The following is a 13,873-nucleotide window of genomic DNA, read 5'->3' as shown; positions in this document are numbered from 1 at the left end:
TTGCTTTCCTTACCCGTCGACCGACATCACAAAAGTTTCGGTCAGGCCACCATCGACCATCAGCACGTGGCCATTCATATAGCTTGAAGCCTTGGAGGCCATGAAGGCGACTACGCCACCGGCCTCATGTGGGTCACCCCAGCGGCCCAGCGGAATGCGGCTGGAGACACCCTTCTCATAGCCCGGACGGGCAAGAATGGTATCGTTGATTTCGGTCAGGAAGTAACCCGGCGCCATCATGTTGCATGTGACGCCCTTGGCGCCCAACTCGGCCGCCAGCGCACGTGTCATGCCTGCCAGGCCATGCTTGCTGGCCACGTAGGACGTGACGTTCTCGCGCCCGACTACGGCCAGGGCTGATCCGACATTGACGATACGCCCGTAGCCCTGCGGCACCATCAATCGAGCCGCCTCGCGGCACAGCACATAGGTGGCGCGCACATTGGTACCCATCACCCGGTCCCAGGTGGCCGTGGTGGCCTCGGCCAGTGGTTCCCAGGCATTGATGCCTGCATTGTTGACCAGAATGTCGAGCCGCCCCTCAGCCTCACCGATTTCTCGGATGGCAGCGATACAGGCGTCAATGTCTGCCAGGTCAAACGCTCGGGTTTCGACATCGTGGCCCTCCGACCGCAGCACGGCCGCGGACTTTTCGAGCTGCTCGACCCCACGCGCGGTCATATACACCTTGGCACCCGATTCAGCGATGGCACGCGCCATTTCGAAGCCGAGGCCGCGTGATGAACCTGTCACCACTGCGACCTGGCCTTCAAGAGAAAATCTGTTGATCATGTTCCGGGCTCCTCAGGCGGCAAGCTGAAATTTGAAGGTCGATGAAATGCCGCCATCGACATGAATGACCTGTCCAGTCACGAAGCTCGACGCTCCCGAAGCCAGATACACCAGAGTCCCGATGAGTTCCTCCGGATTGCCCCAGCGCTCCATCGGCGTAACCCCGGAAACCGCTTCCACATAGCCTTCCCGGCCGGTGATCGCAGCGTTGATGTCGGTAACGAAATAGCCCGGTGCAATGACATTGGCGGTGATGTTCTCACGGCCCAGTTCAGCGGCCAGCGATCGTGTCAGGCCGACAATCGCCGACTTGCTGGCGCAGTAGGCGTGCAGCTTGGCCCGGCCGACGGTGGAAAGCACCGAACCGATGTTGATGATACGGCCGCCATTTCCGCCCTTCCGCATCAGCGCGGCGCATTCCTGCGCCATGATGAAGGTTGCCTTCACATTGGTGTCCATCGTGCGATCAAAATCTTCCAGATCACTCTCGAGAACCGGCTGCCAGTTGATGATGCCGGCATTGTTGACGCAGATATCGACCCGGCCAACATTGTCTGCAAGCGACTGGATGCCGTTGCGAATGGCACTTTCATCCGAAAGGTCAATTGGCAGCACCGTGGATAGGCCGCCATCAGCGGCAATCTCCGCACTGACCGATTCCAGCTTGGTTTTGTCACGCGCGATCAACACGACATGCGCGCCTGCTGCTGCCAGCCCCTTCGCCATGGTGCGCCCCAACCCGCGGCTGGCGCCGGTGATGACGGCAACTTTGCCCTTCAACGAGAACATTTCCAACATTCTAATCCTCCTCCGCCGCTGATGCGGTTATGCAGCTTGAACCTAGATTTGGCCGTAGAGTTGCCGCAGCCGGACCTTGTCGATCTTGCCACTCGGCAGCTTGACGATTTCATCGACAAAAGTGATGTGACGCGGTTTCTTGTAGCTGGCGATCTGGGTCTTGCAGTGTTCAATCAGGTCTTCGGCGGACACCTTCGCGCCAGGCTTGAGCACCACGATCGCCATCACCGCCTCGCCCCATTTGGCGTCACGAACTCCAATCACCGCGACTTCAGAAACCTGATCGTGAAGGATCACCGCTTCCTCGACTTCACGGGAATAGATGTTCTCGCCACCGGAAATGATCATGTCCTTCTTGCGGTCGACCAAATAGAGGAACCCCTCATGATCGACCTTGCCGACATCACCGGTATGGACCCAGCCGTCACGCAGCGTATCGATCGTTGCGGCAGTGTTGTTCCAGTAGCCCTTCATGACGCCGGGGCTGGTCAAAAGAATCTCGCCGACCTCGCCGGTGGGGAGATCCTTGCCCGCATCATCAACGATGCGAAGACCGACACGCGGGGAAGCCTGGCCTACCGAAGTCAGAATTTCAAGATCGCGCGCATTGCCATTGGGCTTGTGCTGATGCGCCAGCAATGTGGTCCCGAGCCCTTCGGTCTGGCCGAACTGTTGCTGGAACACCGGACCAAACACCTTCAACCCGTGCTTGAGCACAGGCAGCGGCATCGGCGCCGCCGCATAGACGATCATGCGCAGGCTCGATGTGTCGGTGGCACCGGCGCGGGGAGACTCGAGCAGCATCTGGATCATGGTCGGCGCCATATGCGTGACCGTGATTTTCTCGTCTTCAATGGCGTCGAGAATTGCCTCGGGATCGAAACTGGGCAACAGCACAACAGTGCCAGCGCGCCAGTGCTGTGACAGTTGAATGACCTTGGCGCCGATATGAAACAGCGGCATCATGATCAGGATCCGGTCATCGGCACACATGCGTTGATCGGACCCGAGAATCTCGGCAGCTGCGCATTGGCCGGCATGGGTCAACATCACGCCTTTTGGTCGTCCGGTCGTGCCGCTTGTATAGATCAGATAGGCAATGTCATCGGGCTTGGGACGAAACGGCGCCCCTTCGGAATCTCCGCCAGCGAGCACATCCTCGTATGCGGATGCGCCCTCAGCGTCACCACCGATGCAGACATAATGCTCCACCGACGTCAGTTGATCCTTCATCGCCGCGACCGTTTCCGCATAGGCCGCCTCGAACACCAGAACCTTCGCCCCGCCGTCATTGATGATGTAGACCATCTCCGGAATTGCCAGCCGCCAATTGACAGTGGCGGTGATGAAACCGGCCATTTCACAGGAGCCATAGACCTCCTGGAATTCCATGCGGTTCTGGCTGAGAATGCCGACACGGTCCTGGCGCTTCAGACCCAGGCGTTGCCAGGCACTGGCGAGCCGGGCCGCACGGCTGCGAAATTCGGCATGGGTAACGCGTTGCTTCCCGAACACGAAAGCGGTGTGGTCGGGGAATTTCAACGCATTGTTGTCAAGCATGTCGGCAAGGGTCTGCGGAATTTTCATCTGTCGAATTTCCAGAGGTTATTCGGTTTCAGGGTCAAAAAGGGGTTTGCGCTTGTCCTTGAAGGCGGCGAGCCCCTCTTGGAAATCATCAGTGGCAAAACACAATGGTTGTGCCATTGCCTCAAACTCCAGCACCGCCATCGGATCATCAGCATATTCGAGCATGCGCTTGGTCAAAGCCATGGCATGGGACGGGAACGCGGCCAGTTGCCTTGCCCTTTCCATCGCCTTGGCCTCAACCTCTTCATCAGCAACGACCTCATCGGCGATGCCTTCGCGCAAGGCGTCCGCACTGCCGTAACTGCGGGCATACAACAGCGCCTGCCGGGCCCGGGCAAAGCCCATCCGCTTGGGCAATGTGTAAGCAATGGCAAAATCGGGCACCAGTCCGACCCGGAAGAACGGAAAGCCGATGCTGCCTGATTCTCCCATGACGATGGTATCGCATATCAACGCCAAACCTGCGCCGGCGCCAACTGCATGGCCTTTGACTTCGGCGATTATCGGCTTGTCATTGGCCAGCAGCAACCGCGCCAGACGATGGGCGGAAACTATACGCTGGCGGCCGACCTTGGGATCGGACAGAGTGTCCATCTTGGAAAGGTCGCCGCCTACCGAAAAATCCTTCAGCGCCGATGCAATCATCAGCACCCGCGTCTTCGGATCCAGCAAAAGCTGTTCCAGCGCGCTCAGAAGTTCGCCACGCAACTCTTCCCCCATCGCATTGCGCGCCGAGGCGTGATTCATCACAAGCCGGACAATGCCCCGTTCATGACGTTCCACTTGAATAAACTTCATTTCGTCCTCCCCAGACGCTGCACTGATTGCCGCAAGGCTACACCAAAGAAAAACCTAACACCAGTTAGAAAATATGATTTATCGATCAGTTGTTAGAAAATGGCGCGGCACTGATTGTCATAATTCGATCCGAAAGATATAAGCGGTTCAAAGGGCGTCCCTCATGACAAAAAAGCCGACCAAGTCAGAAGTTTCACAAAAACGGGTGCTCGATGCTGCGGCAAAGATCTTCCGTGACAATGGTTATGCAGGAACGACCATGCGCGCCATTGCCGATGAAGCTGATTTAAAGGCTGGCAGTATCTATTACCACTACAAATCCAAGGATGAACTCATCAGTGCGGTGCTCGATCTGGGCATTCATGCTGTGTCTGATTCGGTGAAGAGTGCGCTGGATAACCTTCCTGAAACCGCTACCGGGCGCCAGCGAATCGAAACCGCGGTCTATGCTCACCTGTCCGCCATCATCGAGTACGGAGACTATACGCTGGCAACACGCCGAGTGTTTGGTCAGGTCCCCGAAAGCATCCGGCTCAAGAACATGCGCCTGCGCGACCTCTATGGCACCATTTGGCAGGAAATCCTGATGGGCGCCAAGGAGCGGGGCGAGTTCCGGCCAAGCGCCAACATCACACTGGCCCGACTTTTCATTCTCGGCGCCCTGAACTGGACGGTTGAATGGTTCAAACCAGGCGGCCGCAGCATCGACGAGGTCGCACGGGAATTCAGTTCTGTCGTTGTCGAAGGTTTGATGCGACACGAACCCGGCACGACTGACGCCTGATTACCGGCAGGGGGCTTGCGCCCCCTCTCCAGTCGGGTCTCAGTCGCGACCGAGGATATGATCCGAAATGATCCGCATCTGAATTTCCGACGTTCCCTCGAAAATTTTCGTCAGCCTCGCATCGCGCCAATGCCGCTCGACGGCGTTGAGAGTCGTATAGCCGCCGCCGCCCAGTATCTGCAGCGCTTCACTCGTCACCCGCTCAGACATCTCGCTGGCGAACAGCTTGACCATCGAAGCCTCCTTGTCGCAGCGCACGCCCTGGTCGATTTTCTCGCACACTGAATACATCAGCGCTCGCGCCGCCTCGATCTCGGTGGCCATGGTCGCAATCTTGAAACGGATGGCCTGAAAGGACGAGATTGAAGCGCCAAATTGCCGCCGCTGCTTGGAGTACTCAATGGCATCGTTGAGACCTGCCTGCGCCAGCCCGATCGAGCGCGCGGCAGTGTGTGCCCGCGCCGTCTCCAGACCCGCTGTCGCAAGGTAGAACGCCTTGCCTTCTTCGCCGACCATCTTGTCCGCAGAGACCCGGCATTTGTCGAAGGCAAGTTCCCAGGTGGTCCAGCCGTGGTAACCGATCTTGGGAATGGTGTTGCCGGACACGCCCTTCGGCAGTTCTCCACGCGGCTTTTCAACCATGAAGGCCGAAATACCGCGGTGGCGTGCCTTGGGATCGATTGTTTCTCCGGTGCGCGCAAAGACCAGAATGAAGTCCGCACCATCTGCAAAGGTGCACCAGTATTTGTTGCCGGTGATTTCCCACTCGTCACCGACCCGTTTCGCCCGGCATGAAATGTTGGCGACATCGGACCCCGCGTCCGGCTCCGACAGCGAGAAGGCTCCAAGAAATTCGCCTCTGGCCATCTTCGGAAGGTAATGTGCCTGCTGGTCCGGCGTCATGTATTTGAGCGACCCGATCAGCGCATTGCCTCGGGCGATCAGACTGGCAACACTCATCCAGCCGCGGGCCAATTCTTCGGCCACCAGGCAATATTCAAAGGCGCCAAGACCAAGACCGCCATACTCTTCCGGGATCAGAATGCCGAAATAACCCAACTCGGCCATCTGGTCGATCATTTCGCGGGGGATGTCGCCCTTGACAGGGTCGAGCCTGTTGGCCGCCGGCAGCACCACATTTCGGGTGAATTCGCGCGCCGATTCCTGGATCATGCGGTGTTCATCGGACAGTTCAGGCATAGGCAGACTCCTCCGGGGGCAACTGACCCTGGCCGAGCGAGCGACCGCCGTCGACAATCATGACCTGCCCTGTAATGTAGATGTTTTCCGGTGACGCCAGAAACGACACCGCGCGTGCGATATCTTCCGGCTGACCGATGCGTCCCAGCAATTGAAGTCCCAGCATGGCCTGCTGGCGTTCCTCGCTCATGTAATGCAGCATGTCGGTATCGACGACGCCGGGGGCAATTGCGTTGACGCGAATATCGCGTGGCGAAAGATCGATGGCCATCGACCGCGTCAATCCGACAACCGCAGTTTTGGAGGCGGCGTAATGCGCCATTTGCGGGGCGCCGGCAAAAGAACGTGAGGCGATATTGATGATGCGACCACCATTGCGCATCCGCCGTGCGCCCTCCTGGGCGACGACAAATGTACCCACGACATTGATATCGAATGCCTCGCGGAAATGATCCTCGGTCAGGTCTTCAAACCGGTGCGTGCTGGTAATGGCGGCATTGTTGACGATGACATCAAGTGGTGCCGCACGGTCCATCAGCGCGCCAATTGCGTCCCGGTCGCGGATATCGGCAACATCCGTGACGATGTCGGCTCCCTCACTGCGGAGCCTCTCGCCAAGTTCGTGAACACTCTCCAGCCGGTCGATCGCGATCACTTTGTAGCCATCAGCCACCAGTCGTTCGACAATGCCACGGCCGATGCCTTTGGCGGCGCCGGTTACAAATGCGGTTCCTAGGTGTTTGTCTGTCATTTGTTTCTCCGCGTCATGGCCAGGATTTCGTCAAGCGATGTGGCCTCGTCCAGCCTGGTGAGTTGCTCCAGCAGTTGCCGTGCCTCATCACCACCGAGAACCGGCTCGACCAGGGCGATGAACTTGCTTTCCAGCTTGCCCTGCTGGCGCGCCAGATCACTGTCCGGAATCCCGGCATCATAACTGGCTGAATAGCTGACACCATCGATCGTTTCGATCGTCACCTCGGCTTTTGCCTCAGGAAAAGTCTCGTCGAACACGATTGTCGCCATGTCTCTGAGGCGAACCAGTTCAGGGTCCTGTGTCGCTGCATCGGTGAAGCAGGTAATGGCTGAGGTATTGCGCCCGGCCAATGCCATCGCCACCGTCAGCCGCAGACTGAACTTCGCCTCAAGCCCGGTAGCAGGAGCAGCCAGATTGCAGACCCGGTCGGTGACCGGCGCCACACGGATGGTGACGCCGCCAATGGCATTGGTCGACACACCGTTCTTGTCGCGCAATTGTATACCGGCCTCGATTGCTCCGTGGGTAAGGTAGCAGGAGGCGTGGTACTTGAAGAGATTGCGGCGGAGGTGGAAATCGAGCGGTTCAGGCTGCATGGCCTCGTCCGGATTGAAATCCACGCTCTGAGTCGCGGCCAGTCCCTGGGCGCATTCCAGCGCATCCTGGCGGCTGGTGAAGCCGCGTGCAGCGAGGCGCGCCGCCGAAAGCCCGTTCTGTGCGGCACGTCCGGCATGAAGCGGCTTGCACATGGTGCCGAACATGGATTTGAGGCCCGAAGCCAACGTCGCGGAAATGCCATACGCCGTAGCGGTCGCGTCGACATCAAGGTCCAGAAGCCGTGCACAGGCAGCAGCGGACCCGACGCTTCCCACCGTTGCGGTGGCGTGAAATCCGTGGCCGTAATGGCTCGGGCTCATCAGTTCGCCGGTGCGGCAGGCGACTTCGTAACCAGCAACAAAGGCCTCGATCAGTGCCTTCGGGGAAGCATTGCGGGTTTCGGCCAGCGCCAGCAGCCCGGGCAGGATCGACACCGTCGGGTGGCCGAGAATGGCCATGTTGACGTCGTCGAAATCCAGTGCGTGGGACGCGGTGCCGTTGATCAGTGCCGCGTTGACTGCCGATGTCCGCTCGCTGGAGCCGACGAGTGTGGCAACAGGCGCAGCCCCATCCTCAAGAACATCTTCCCGGAGAATCGTTACCGCAGGTTCGGATGCACCGGATATCGTGACTGCGAACCAGTCGATGATACATTGCCGCGCAACCGAGACTGCAGCCTCCGGAAGGTCGTCAAAATTGATGGCTGCAGCCCGGTCGGCAAGCCAGCGGGTGACCGCGGGTGGAGGAGCCTGCTCAAGCATTGCCGGTGCTCTTCGGAGCAGGAGCTCCATGAACCTTGCGCAGCACGGTCTTGTTGATCTTGCCGCTCGGCAGTCTTGGCAGCTCATCGACAAAGATGATGCTCTTTGGCTTCTTGTAGCTGGCAATTTGGGTCTTGCAGTGGGCGATCAGATCCGCTTCTTCCACTGCTTCGGATGCCACCACCACAGCGCGGACCGTTTCGCCCCAATATTCGTCCGGAACCCCGATAACAGCGGAATCAAGCACAGCAGGATGAGTGGCCAGCGCCTCCTCCACTTCACGCGAATAGATGTTCTCGCCGCCGGAGATGATCATGTCCTTCTTGCGGTCGACGAGATAGAGGAAGCCCTCCTCATCAAGGTAGCCAAGATCTCCGGTGTAGTACCAGCCGTCCCTGAGTGCCGCGATCGTAGCCGGGCTGTTGTTCCAGTAGCCCGCCATATGCGTCGCTGTCTTGGTCAGGATTTCTCCCGGCTGATTGACCGGCAGTTCATTGCCCTCTTCATCAGCAATCCGGATATCGACATTGGGCGCTGCCTGTCCAATTGATGTCAGGCGTTTGAGATCCTGCGCGGTGCCGTCCGGCTTGTGCTGGCGCTTGTGCAAAGTCGTGCCGCCGCCTTCAGTCATGCCGTAAAGCTGCAGGAACACCGGCCCCAGCAGTTCGAGCCCGCGACGCAACACCGGTCCGGGCATCGGCGCTGCCGAGTAGCATATCGTATGCAGGGAAGACAGATCGAGTGTCTCCACGCCCGGGACAGAAAGCACGGCCTGCACCATCGTCGGCGCCAGGTGCGTCAGCGTGATGCGCTCCCGTTCGATGGTCGCAACCACCTCTTCGGGTTTGAAATCGTAATGGAACACGACTGTTGCGCCGCGCAGATGGGCACCGAGTTGTAGAAAGCGAGAACCGACGTGAAACACCGGCATCATCAGTTGCATCCGGTCGCTGACGATCACGCCAAGCTCGGTCGCCATCAGCTGCGCCACATTGATTTCGGCGCGATGCGTCCGCATCACGCCCTTTGGACGACCAGTAGTGCCGCTGGTGTAGATCAGGTGCATGATGTCATCGGGCGTCGGGCGCGACGGAGCCCCTGACGGGTCGCCGGATGCAAGGAAGGCCTCGTAGGAAAGGGCCCAGTCAGGCGCGTCTCCGCCGAAGCAGACATAGGTTTCAATATGCGGCTGGTCGTGCCGCAACTGCTCCATTGTCTCCGTATAGCGGGCTTCGAAAAACAGCACACGAGGCGTGGAATCATTGAGGATATAGGCCATCTCAGGCGGCGCGAGGCGGAAGTTCACCGTTGTGACGATGTAGCCCGCGAGTTCACCGGAACTGTAGATCTCCATGAACTCGCGTGTATTCTGGGCGAGGACCGATATCCGGTCCTGCCTTCGTACACCGAGATTGTAGATGGCCGAGGCCAATTGCTGTGCGCGGTCATGGTGCTGCCGGAAACTGATCCGGTCATCGCCGATCACCCAGGCCAGTTCGTCAGGGAATTTGTAGGCATTGTTGCGCAGGATATCGCCAAGAGTGTCGATCATGCAGTTTCCTCCCCATGTAACCGCCGGCGTCAGGACTTCGGGAGCCCCATGCGGTTTGCAATGTTGTTTTTCTGGATGGCTGTCGAGCCGCCGATGATCGGCATCAGCAGCATGTCACGGACATAGCGCTCCATGTCAAAGCCCTTGGCATAGCCATAGGCGCCCATGATTTTCTGACACGTAAGCACGATTTCAAGACCGAGTTCGCAGACATACATCTTGGCCATCGATGTCTCGGCGCTGCAGGGCAGATTGTTGTCAGCCAGCCAGCAGCCGCGATAGAGCATCAGCCGCGCCGCCGCGAGCTTGGTCTGAACCTCTGCCAGCATATGCCGGATCGACTGGACCGAGCAAATCCGGCTACCGAACTGCTTGCGCTGCTGCGAGTACTCCCAGGCATCATCGACCGCCTGTGCCGCAATCCCGAGCGCCATCGCGGCGACTTCAAGCTTTTCGACCTCGAGCGCAGGACCAGCAAGCCGGGTCCAGCCATTGTTCCAGCCGTCTTCGCCTCCGACCACGTCATCAATGGAAATCTCGACATCGACCAGCGAGACATCATTGGTGTTCAGCCCACGCGCACCCATTGCCGGAATGTGCGTAAGCTCGATGCCCTTGGCATTTGTAGGAATGAGCACCAGCGACAGGTTCTTGTAACGCGCATCCGGTTCGCCACTGCGCACCAGCGCATAGATGTAATCTGCGATCTCCGCCCCGGAACACCAGCGTTTGGTGCCGTTGATGATCACCTTGTCGCCACGACGCTCCGCACGAGTGCGAACACTGGCCAGATCCGAGCCGACATCGGGTTCGGACAGCCCGTAGGCAAACAGCAACTGGCCATCAGCGAGCTGCGGCAAAAGCCGCTGCTTCTGCTCCTCGCTGCCAGACGCGAGAATATTCATGCTGCCATAGCAGGAGTTCATCAGATACAGCGTGGCAATCACCATCGAGCGCCGCGACAATTCCTCGACGGCAACCATGGTGCCGAGCACATCGCGACCGGTACCGCCAAACGATTCAGGCACTGTCATGCCACATATGCCGAGGTCTCGAATATGCTCCATCAGGGCGCGGGGGACCTTGTCCTCCTCGTCCCATTTCGCCATCTGTTCACGCGTTGCATGCCGGTCAAGCATTCGCCGAATGCTCTCGCGAAGCATGCCGATGTGTTCGGGTTCACCGAAATCCATTATCTTCTCCAAAACGACCAGGGCAGGCCTTCAGTGCGCAGGCGCTTGCCGGATCAAAGTCCGGTGAACTTCGGCTTGCGCTTTTCGCTGAAGGCGTTGATCGATTCCAGGTGGTCCTGGCTGCGGTTGGTCAGCGCCTCATAGGCCATGCAGGTGTCCATCATCGTATGAGCCAACTGCTTGAGGCCGATATTGATGGCGGTCTTGGTGTATTTGATCGACTTCATCGCGCCATTGCCGAGCTTCTTGGCCATGGCATCAACCTTGGCATCAAGTTCGTCTGCAGGCACTGAGTAGTTGATCAAGCCCATCGCCTGAGCATCCGGAGCGGTGATCAGATCACCGGTCATCAGATATTCCTTGGCCTTGGCATAGCCGATCGCCTGCGGCCAGATTACTGCACCGCCGTCGCCTGCTGCAAGGCCGACGCGCACATGCGGGTCACCGATGCGGGCATGGTCAGCGGCGATGATGATGTCGCAGAACAGTGCCATTGTTGCACCGAGACCAACGGCATCGCCGTTCATCTTGCAGATGATCACCTTGTCGCAATCAAGAATGCCGAATACGACGCGCTTGGCTTCGTTGATCGACCGGTCAAACATCTCCGTATCTTCATACATTTCGCGCATGCCGACGATGTCGCCGCCAGCCGAAAATGCTTTGCCGGCACCGGTGAAGATGACAACATCGATCGAATGGTCGAGGCCCAGATCATAAAAGATGCGCGATGATTCTTCATGCATTTCTGCAGTCATGGCATTGAGCTGGGCCGGACGGTTCATCGTCACGGTCATGGTGCGGTCTTCCTGCTCGAACAGGAAATATTTGTAGCCTGAATAGTCTACGATCATTGGAAATCCTCCCGGATGAAATGATGGGCCCAGAAAGTGCCCGGCGCTTTTCTAACGATAGTTCGAAAACAGACCCAGTTCAAGCGCCAAATCGCTCCAGAGGCACAAGAAGTGCATCCAGCGCCACGACGCCCTGGCCGACAGGCAAGGCAATGACTGGGTTGAGGTCGATGGTTTCGATATTGTCACGGTGCGCCGCGGCAAACGCGGAGACCTTGACCAGAACATCAGCCAGCGCGTCGACATCAGACGGCGGCGCGCCGCGAACGCCCGACAACAGCGCACGTCCGCGGATCTGGTCGATCATCGACAGCGCTTCCTTCCTGTCAAAAGGCACAAGCCGGAATGCGACATCCTTGAGCACCTCGACATGAACGCCACCGAGACCGAACATCACCACCGGACCAAACACCGGGTCACGACTGACACCGATGATGGTTTCCACGCCCTTGCCGGCCATCGGCGCAACCAGGACACCTTCGATCCGCGCGTCCGGGCAGTGTTCTGCAGCTCGCGCGATCAGCAGGTCATAGCCGGCCATGACCTCGTCACGGTTGGCCGGACCGACCAGAACGCCACCGATCTCGGTCTTGTGTTCTATGTCGGGTGACACGATCTTCATCACTACCGGATAGCCGATGGCATCAGCAGCATCCCCGGCTGCGGCATTGGCAGTTACAAGCTTCTCGTCGAGAAACGGGATACCGGCCGCGCCCAAAATACCTTTGGCCTCATATTCCGAGACCGGTCCGGTGGCCAGTGACGCAACGGCGGCAATGCTGTCTGCAGCCTCACTATCAGCGGCGTCAAAAGCGGCATTGAAGCGCGTCAGCGCCGACACCGCCAGCACCGCACGATCGGCATCTTCGAACACCAGAAACCCGTTTTTCTCGTAGGAACGGACCGTTTCCTCGTCAGCGATCATTTCCATCACCACAAGCCTGTCCGGAAACGCCGCGCAGCCATCTGTAATGGCCTTGCGCAAGGGCTCTGCCAGAGTGCGAGTAGTCGGAACCGTCGAGAAGAAGCCGATCAGCGCGTCGTAGCCACCCTGCTCCAGAATGACGTGCATGTTCTTTGACAAAAGGCTCATGTCGTTGAGAGCCTGTGCGGTGGTGTCGACCGGATTTTCGACCGTTGCAAATGGAAGCAGCGCCTTCAGTTCCTTCTGAGCTGCCTCCGGCATCGGCGCGACATCAAGACCATACCGTTCCGCCGAGTCCGAAATCACTACACCTGCGCCGCCCGAAAGGGTTACAACGCCAAGCTTGTTGCCTTTCGGAAAAATACCGCGGGTGCAGGCATAAGCGACATCGAGTTGTTCTTCTGTCGTCGCCGCGCGATGCACGCCGTACTGACGAAACAACGCGTCATAGACTGCATCGGAGCCTGCAAGCGACGCGGTATGAGAACTTGCCGCTTTGGCGCCGACCTCGGAACGACCGACTTTCATCATCACAACCGGCTTGCGGTTCTTCCGGGCCAGCGCCAGCGCTGCGCGGAACAGAGGTCCGTCGCGGACACCTTCCACATAGGCCATGATCACCTTGATGTCAGATTGTCCGGCCATCCAGTAAAGGCACTCTGCCACATCCACATCGGCTTCATTTCCGGTGGTGATCCAGTAGCTCACACCCATGCCACGCTTGCGGGCAAGAAAGGCAATGTGAGACCCGTAAGCCCCGCTCTGGCTGACGATACCGACCGGTCCGGGCGACGGCATCTCGCGGTCCAAAGACTGGGTGAAGGTGCCGAAGTATCCGATCTGTGAATTGAACATGCCAAGGCAGTTCGGGCCAAGAAGACGAAGCCCGCCTGCTTTTGCGATCGCTGTGATGCGATCTTGCACTGCCAGGCCATCCTCCCCGCTCTCGGCATAACCGGCCGAAAAGATCAACGCCGCGCGGACGCCTTTCTCGACACACTCAATCACTGCCTGTTCGGTCAGCGCTGCGGGCACTGCCAGCAGTGCCACGTCGGGAACTTCCGGCACATCGACAAGCGAGGCATAGGCCTTGACGCCCTGAACGGTTTCGCGATTTGGATTGACGGGATAGAGCGCGCCCTTGAAACCACCCTCGAGCAGATAGCGCAGCGGTCGACCGGAAATACGGTTGGGATCGTTGGAGGCGCCGAGAATGGCGATCGAACGCGGCCGGAACAGGTGATCGAGTCCGGTGGTGGGCGAGACGTGATTCATGTC

Annotated in this window: 12 protein-coding genes; 1 reads left to right on the top strand and 11 read right to left on the bottom strand. The window is 58.7% G+C overall.

All coding sequences use genetic code 11. The annotated features are described in order from the left end of the window. Positions 1 to 9: 9 nt before the first annotated feature. Genes IMCC20628_RS00585 through IMCC20628_RS00570 form a run of 4 tightly spaced genes read right to left on the bottom strand, consistent with a single transcriptional unit; the run spans position 10 to position 3,975 of the window. A complete protein-coding gene (locus IMCC20628_RS00585; protein WP_047028585.1) occupies positions 10 to 792 on the bottom strand; it encodes an SDR family oxidoreductase in 783 nt (260 codons plus the stop codon). Positions 793 to 804: 12 nt separating this feature from the next. Continuing rightward, the gene (locus IMCC20628_RS00580) at positions 805 to 1,590 is read right to left on the bottom strand and encodes a glucose 1-dehydrogenase (protein ID WP_047028584.1); all 786 of its coding nucleotides are present in this window, start codon (positions 1,588 to 1,590) and stop codon (positions 805 to 807) included. Between the two features lie 42 nt (positions 1,591 to 1,632). Continuing rightward, a complete protein-coding gene (locus tag IMCC20628_RS00575; RefSeq protein WP_047028583.1) occupies positions 1,633 to 3,177 on the bottom strand; it encodes a long-chain-fatty-acid--CoA ligase in 1,545 nt (514 codons plus the stop codon). Positions 3,178 to 3,195: 18 nt separating this feature from the next. After that, positions 3,196 to 3,975 carry an enoyl-CoA hydratase/isomerase family protein gene (locus IMCC20628_RS00570; protein WP_052766235.1) on the bottom strand — a complete coding sequence of 260 codons (780 nt, stop codon included), beginning with the start codon at positions 3,973 to 3,975 and terminating at the stop codon, positions 3,196 to 3,198. A 163-nt stretch (positions 3,976 to 4,138) separates the two neighbouring features. Between IMCC20628_RS00570 and IMCC20628_RS00565 the strand changes: the two genes are divergently transcribed. After that, entirely contained in the window at positions 4,139 to 4,759 is a 621-nt protein-coding gene (locus IMCC20628_RS00565) for a TetR/AcrR family transcriptional regulator (RefSeq protein ID WP_047028582.1), read from the top strand. A gap of 39 nt (positions 4,760 to 4,798) precedes the next feature. Here IMCC20628_RS00565 and IMCC20628_RS00560 read toward each other — a convergent pair whose 3' ends face one another. From IMCC20628_RS00560 to IMCC20628_RS00530, 7 genes are all read right to left on the bottom strand, one after another. Continuing rightward, positions 4,799 to 5,959, bottom strand: coding sequence for an acyl-CoA dehydrogenase family protein (locus IMCC20628_RS00560; RefSeq protein ID WP_047028581.1), 1,161 nt, complete (start codon positions 5,957 to 5,959; stop codon positions 4,799 to 4,801). Then, positions 5,952 to 6,710, bottom strand: a complete 759-nt coding sequence (locus tag IMCC20628_RS00555; protein ID WP_047028580.1) for an SDR family NAD(P)-dependent oxidoreductase — start codon at positions 6,708 to 6,710, stop codon at positions 5,952 to 5,954. Before IMCC20628_RS00555 ends, IMCC20628_RS00560 begins: the two co-directional genes overlap by 8 nt. Continuing rightward, positions 6,707 to 8,071: an MmgE/PrpD family protein gene (locus IMCC20628_RS00550; RefSeq protein WP_047028579.1), complete on the bottom strand. Its 1,365-nt coding sequence runs from the start codon at positions 8,069 to 8,071 to the stop codon at positions 6,707 to 6,709. Before IMCC20628_RS00550 ends, IMCC20628_RS00555 begins: the two co-directional genes overlap by 4 nt. After that, positions 8,064 to 9,623, bottom strand: a complete 1,560-nt coding sequence (locus IMCC20628_RS00545) for a long-chain-fatty-acid--CoA ligase (RefSeq protein WP_197078367.1) — start codon at positions 9,621 to 9,623, stop codon at positions 8,064 to 8,066. The genes IMCC20628_RS00550 and IMCC20628_RS00545 overlap by 8 nt, the downstream gene beginning before the upstream one ends. 29 nt (positions 9,624 to 9,652) lie before the next feature. Next, on the bottom strand, positions 9,653 to 10,816 hold the full coding sequence (locus IMCC20628_RS00540; RefSeq protein ID WP_047028578.1) for an acyl-CoA dehydrogenase family protein: 1,164 nt from the start codon (positions 10,814 to 10,816) through the stop codon (positions 9,653 to 9,655). A gap of 53 nt (positions 10,817 to 10,869) precedes the next feature. Beyond that, positions 10,870 to 11,670, bottom strand: coding sequence for an enoyl-CoA hydratase-related protein (locus tag IMCC20628_RS00535; protein ID WP_047028577.1), 801 nt, complete (start codon positions 11,668 to 11,670; stop codon positions 10,870 to 10,872). 79 nt (positions 11,671 to 11,749) lie between these two features. Continuing rightward, positions 11,750 to 13,870, bottom strand: a complete 2,121-nt coding sequence (locus IMCC20628_RS00530; protein WP_047028576.1) for an acetate--CoA ligase family protein — start codon at positions 13,868 to 13,870, stop codon at positions 11,750 to 11,752. Positions 13,871 to 13,873: the final 3 nt, after the last annotated feature.

Origin of the sequence: Hoeflea sp. IMCC20628 (assembly GCF_001011155.1) — a bacterium.
Lineage (GTDB): Bacteria > Pseudomonadota > Alphaproteobacteria > Rhizobiales > Rhizobiaceae > Hoeflea.
This window is presented reverse-complemented; position numbering and strand designations above follow the sequence as displayed.

What these genes read in the sequence shown, in the direction of transcription:
- IMCC20628_RS00585 (WP_047028585.1), bottom strand. Translation starts at nt 792, where the DNA reads ATGATCAACAGATTTTCTCTTGAAGGCCAGGTCGCAGTGGTGACAGGT.
- IMCC20628_RS00580 (WP_047028584.1), bottom strand. Translation starts at nt 1,590, where the DNA reads ATGTTGGAAATGTTCTCGTTGAAGGGCAAAGTTGCCGTCATCACCGGC.
- IMCC20628_RS00530 (WP_047028576.1), bottom strand. Translation starts at nt 13,870, where the DNA reads ATGAATCACGTCTCGCCCACCACCGGACTCGATCACCTGTTCCGGCCG.
- IMCC20628_RS00535 (WP_047028577.1), bottom strand. Translation starts at nt 11,670, where the DNA reads ATGATCGTAGACTATTCAGGCTACAAATATTTCCTGTTCGAGCAGGAA.
- IMCC20628_RS00540 (WP_047028578.1), bottom strand. Translation starts at nt 10,816, where the DNA reads ATGGATTTCGGTGAACCCGAACACATCGGCATGCTTCGCGAGAGCATT.
- IMCC20628_RS00545 (WP_197078367.1), bottom strand. Translation starts at nt 9,623, where the DNA reads ATGATCGACACTCTTGGCGATATCCTGCGCAACAATGCCTACAAATTC.
- IMCC20628_RS00570 (WP_052766235.1), bottom strand. Translation starts at nt 3,975, where the DNA reads ATGAAGTTTATTCAAGTGGAACGTCATGAACGGGGCATTGTCCGGCTT.
- IMCC20628_RS00560 (WP_047028581.1), bottom strand. Translation starts at nt 5,959, where the DNA reads ATGCCTGAACTGTCCGATGAACACCGCATGATCCAGGAATCGGCGCGC.
- IMCC20628_RS00555 (WP_047028580.1), bottom strand. Translation starts at nt 6,710, where the DNA reads ATGACAGACAAACACCTAGGAACCGCATTTGTAACCGGCGCCGCCAAA.
- IMCC20628_RS00565 (WP_047028582.1), top strand. Translation starts at nt 4,139, where the DNA reads ATGACAAAAAAGCCGACCAAGTCAGAAGTTTCACAAAAACGGGTGCTC.
- IMCC20628_RS00550 (WP_047028579.1), bottom strand. Translation starts at nt 8,071, where the DNA reads ATGCTTGAGCAGGCTCCTCCACCCGCGGTCACCCGCTGGCTTGCCGAC.
- IMCC20628_RS00575 (WP_047028583.1), bottom strand. Translation starts at nt 3,177, where the DNA reads ATGAAAATTCCGCAGACCCTTGCCGACATGCTTGACAACAATGCGTTG.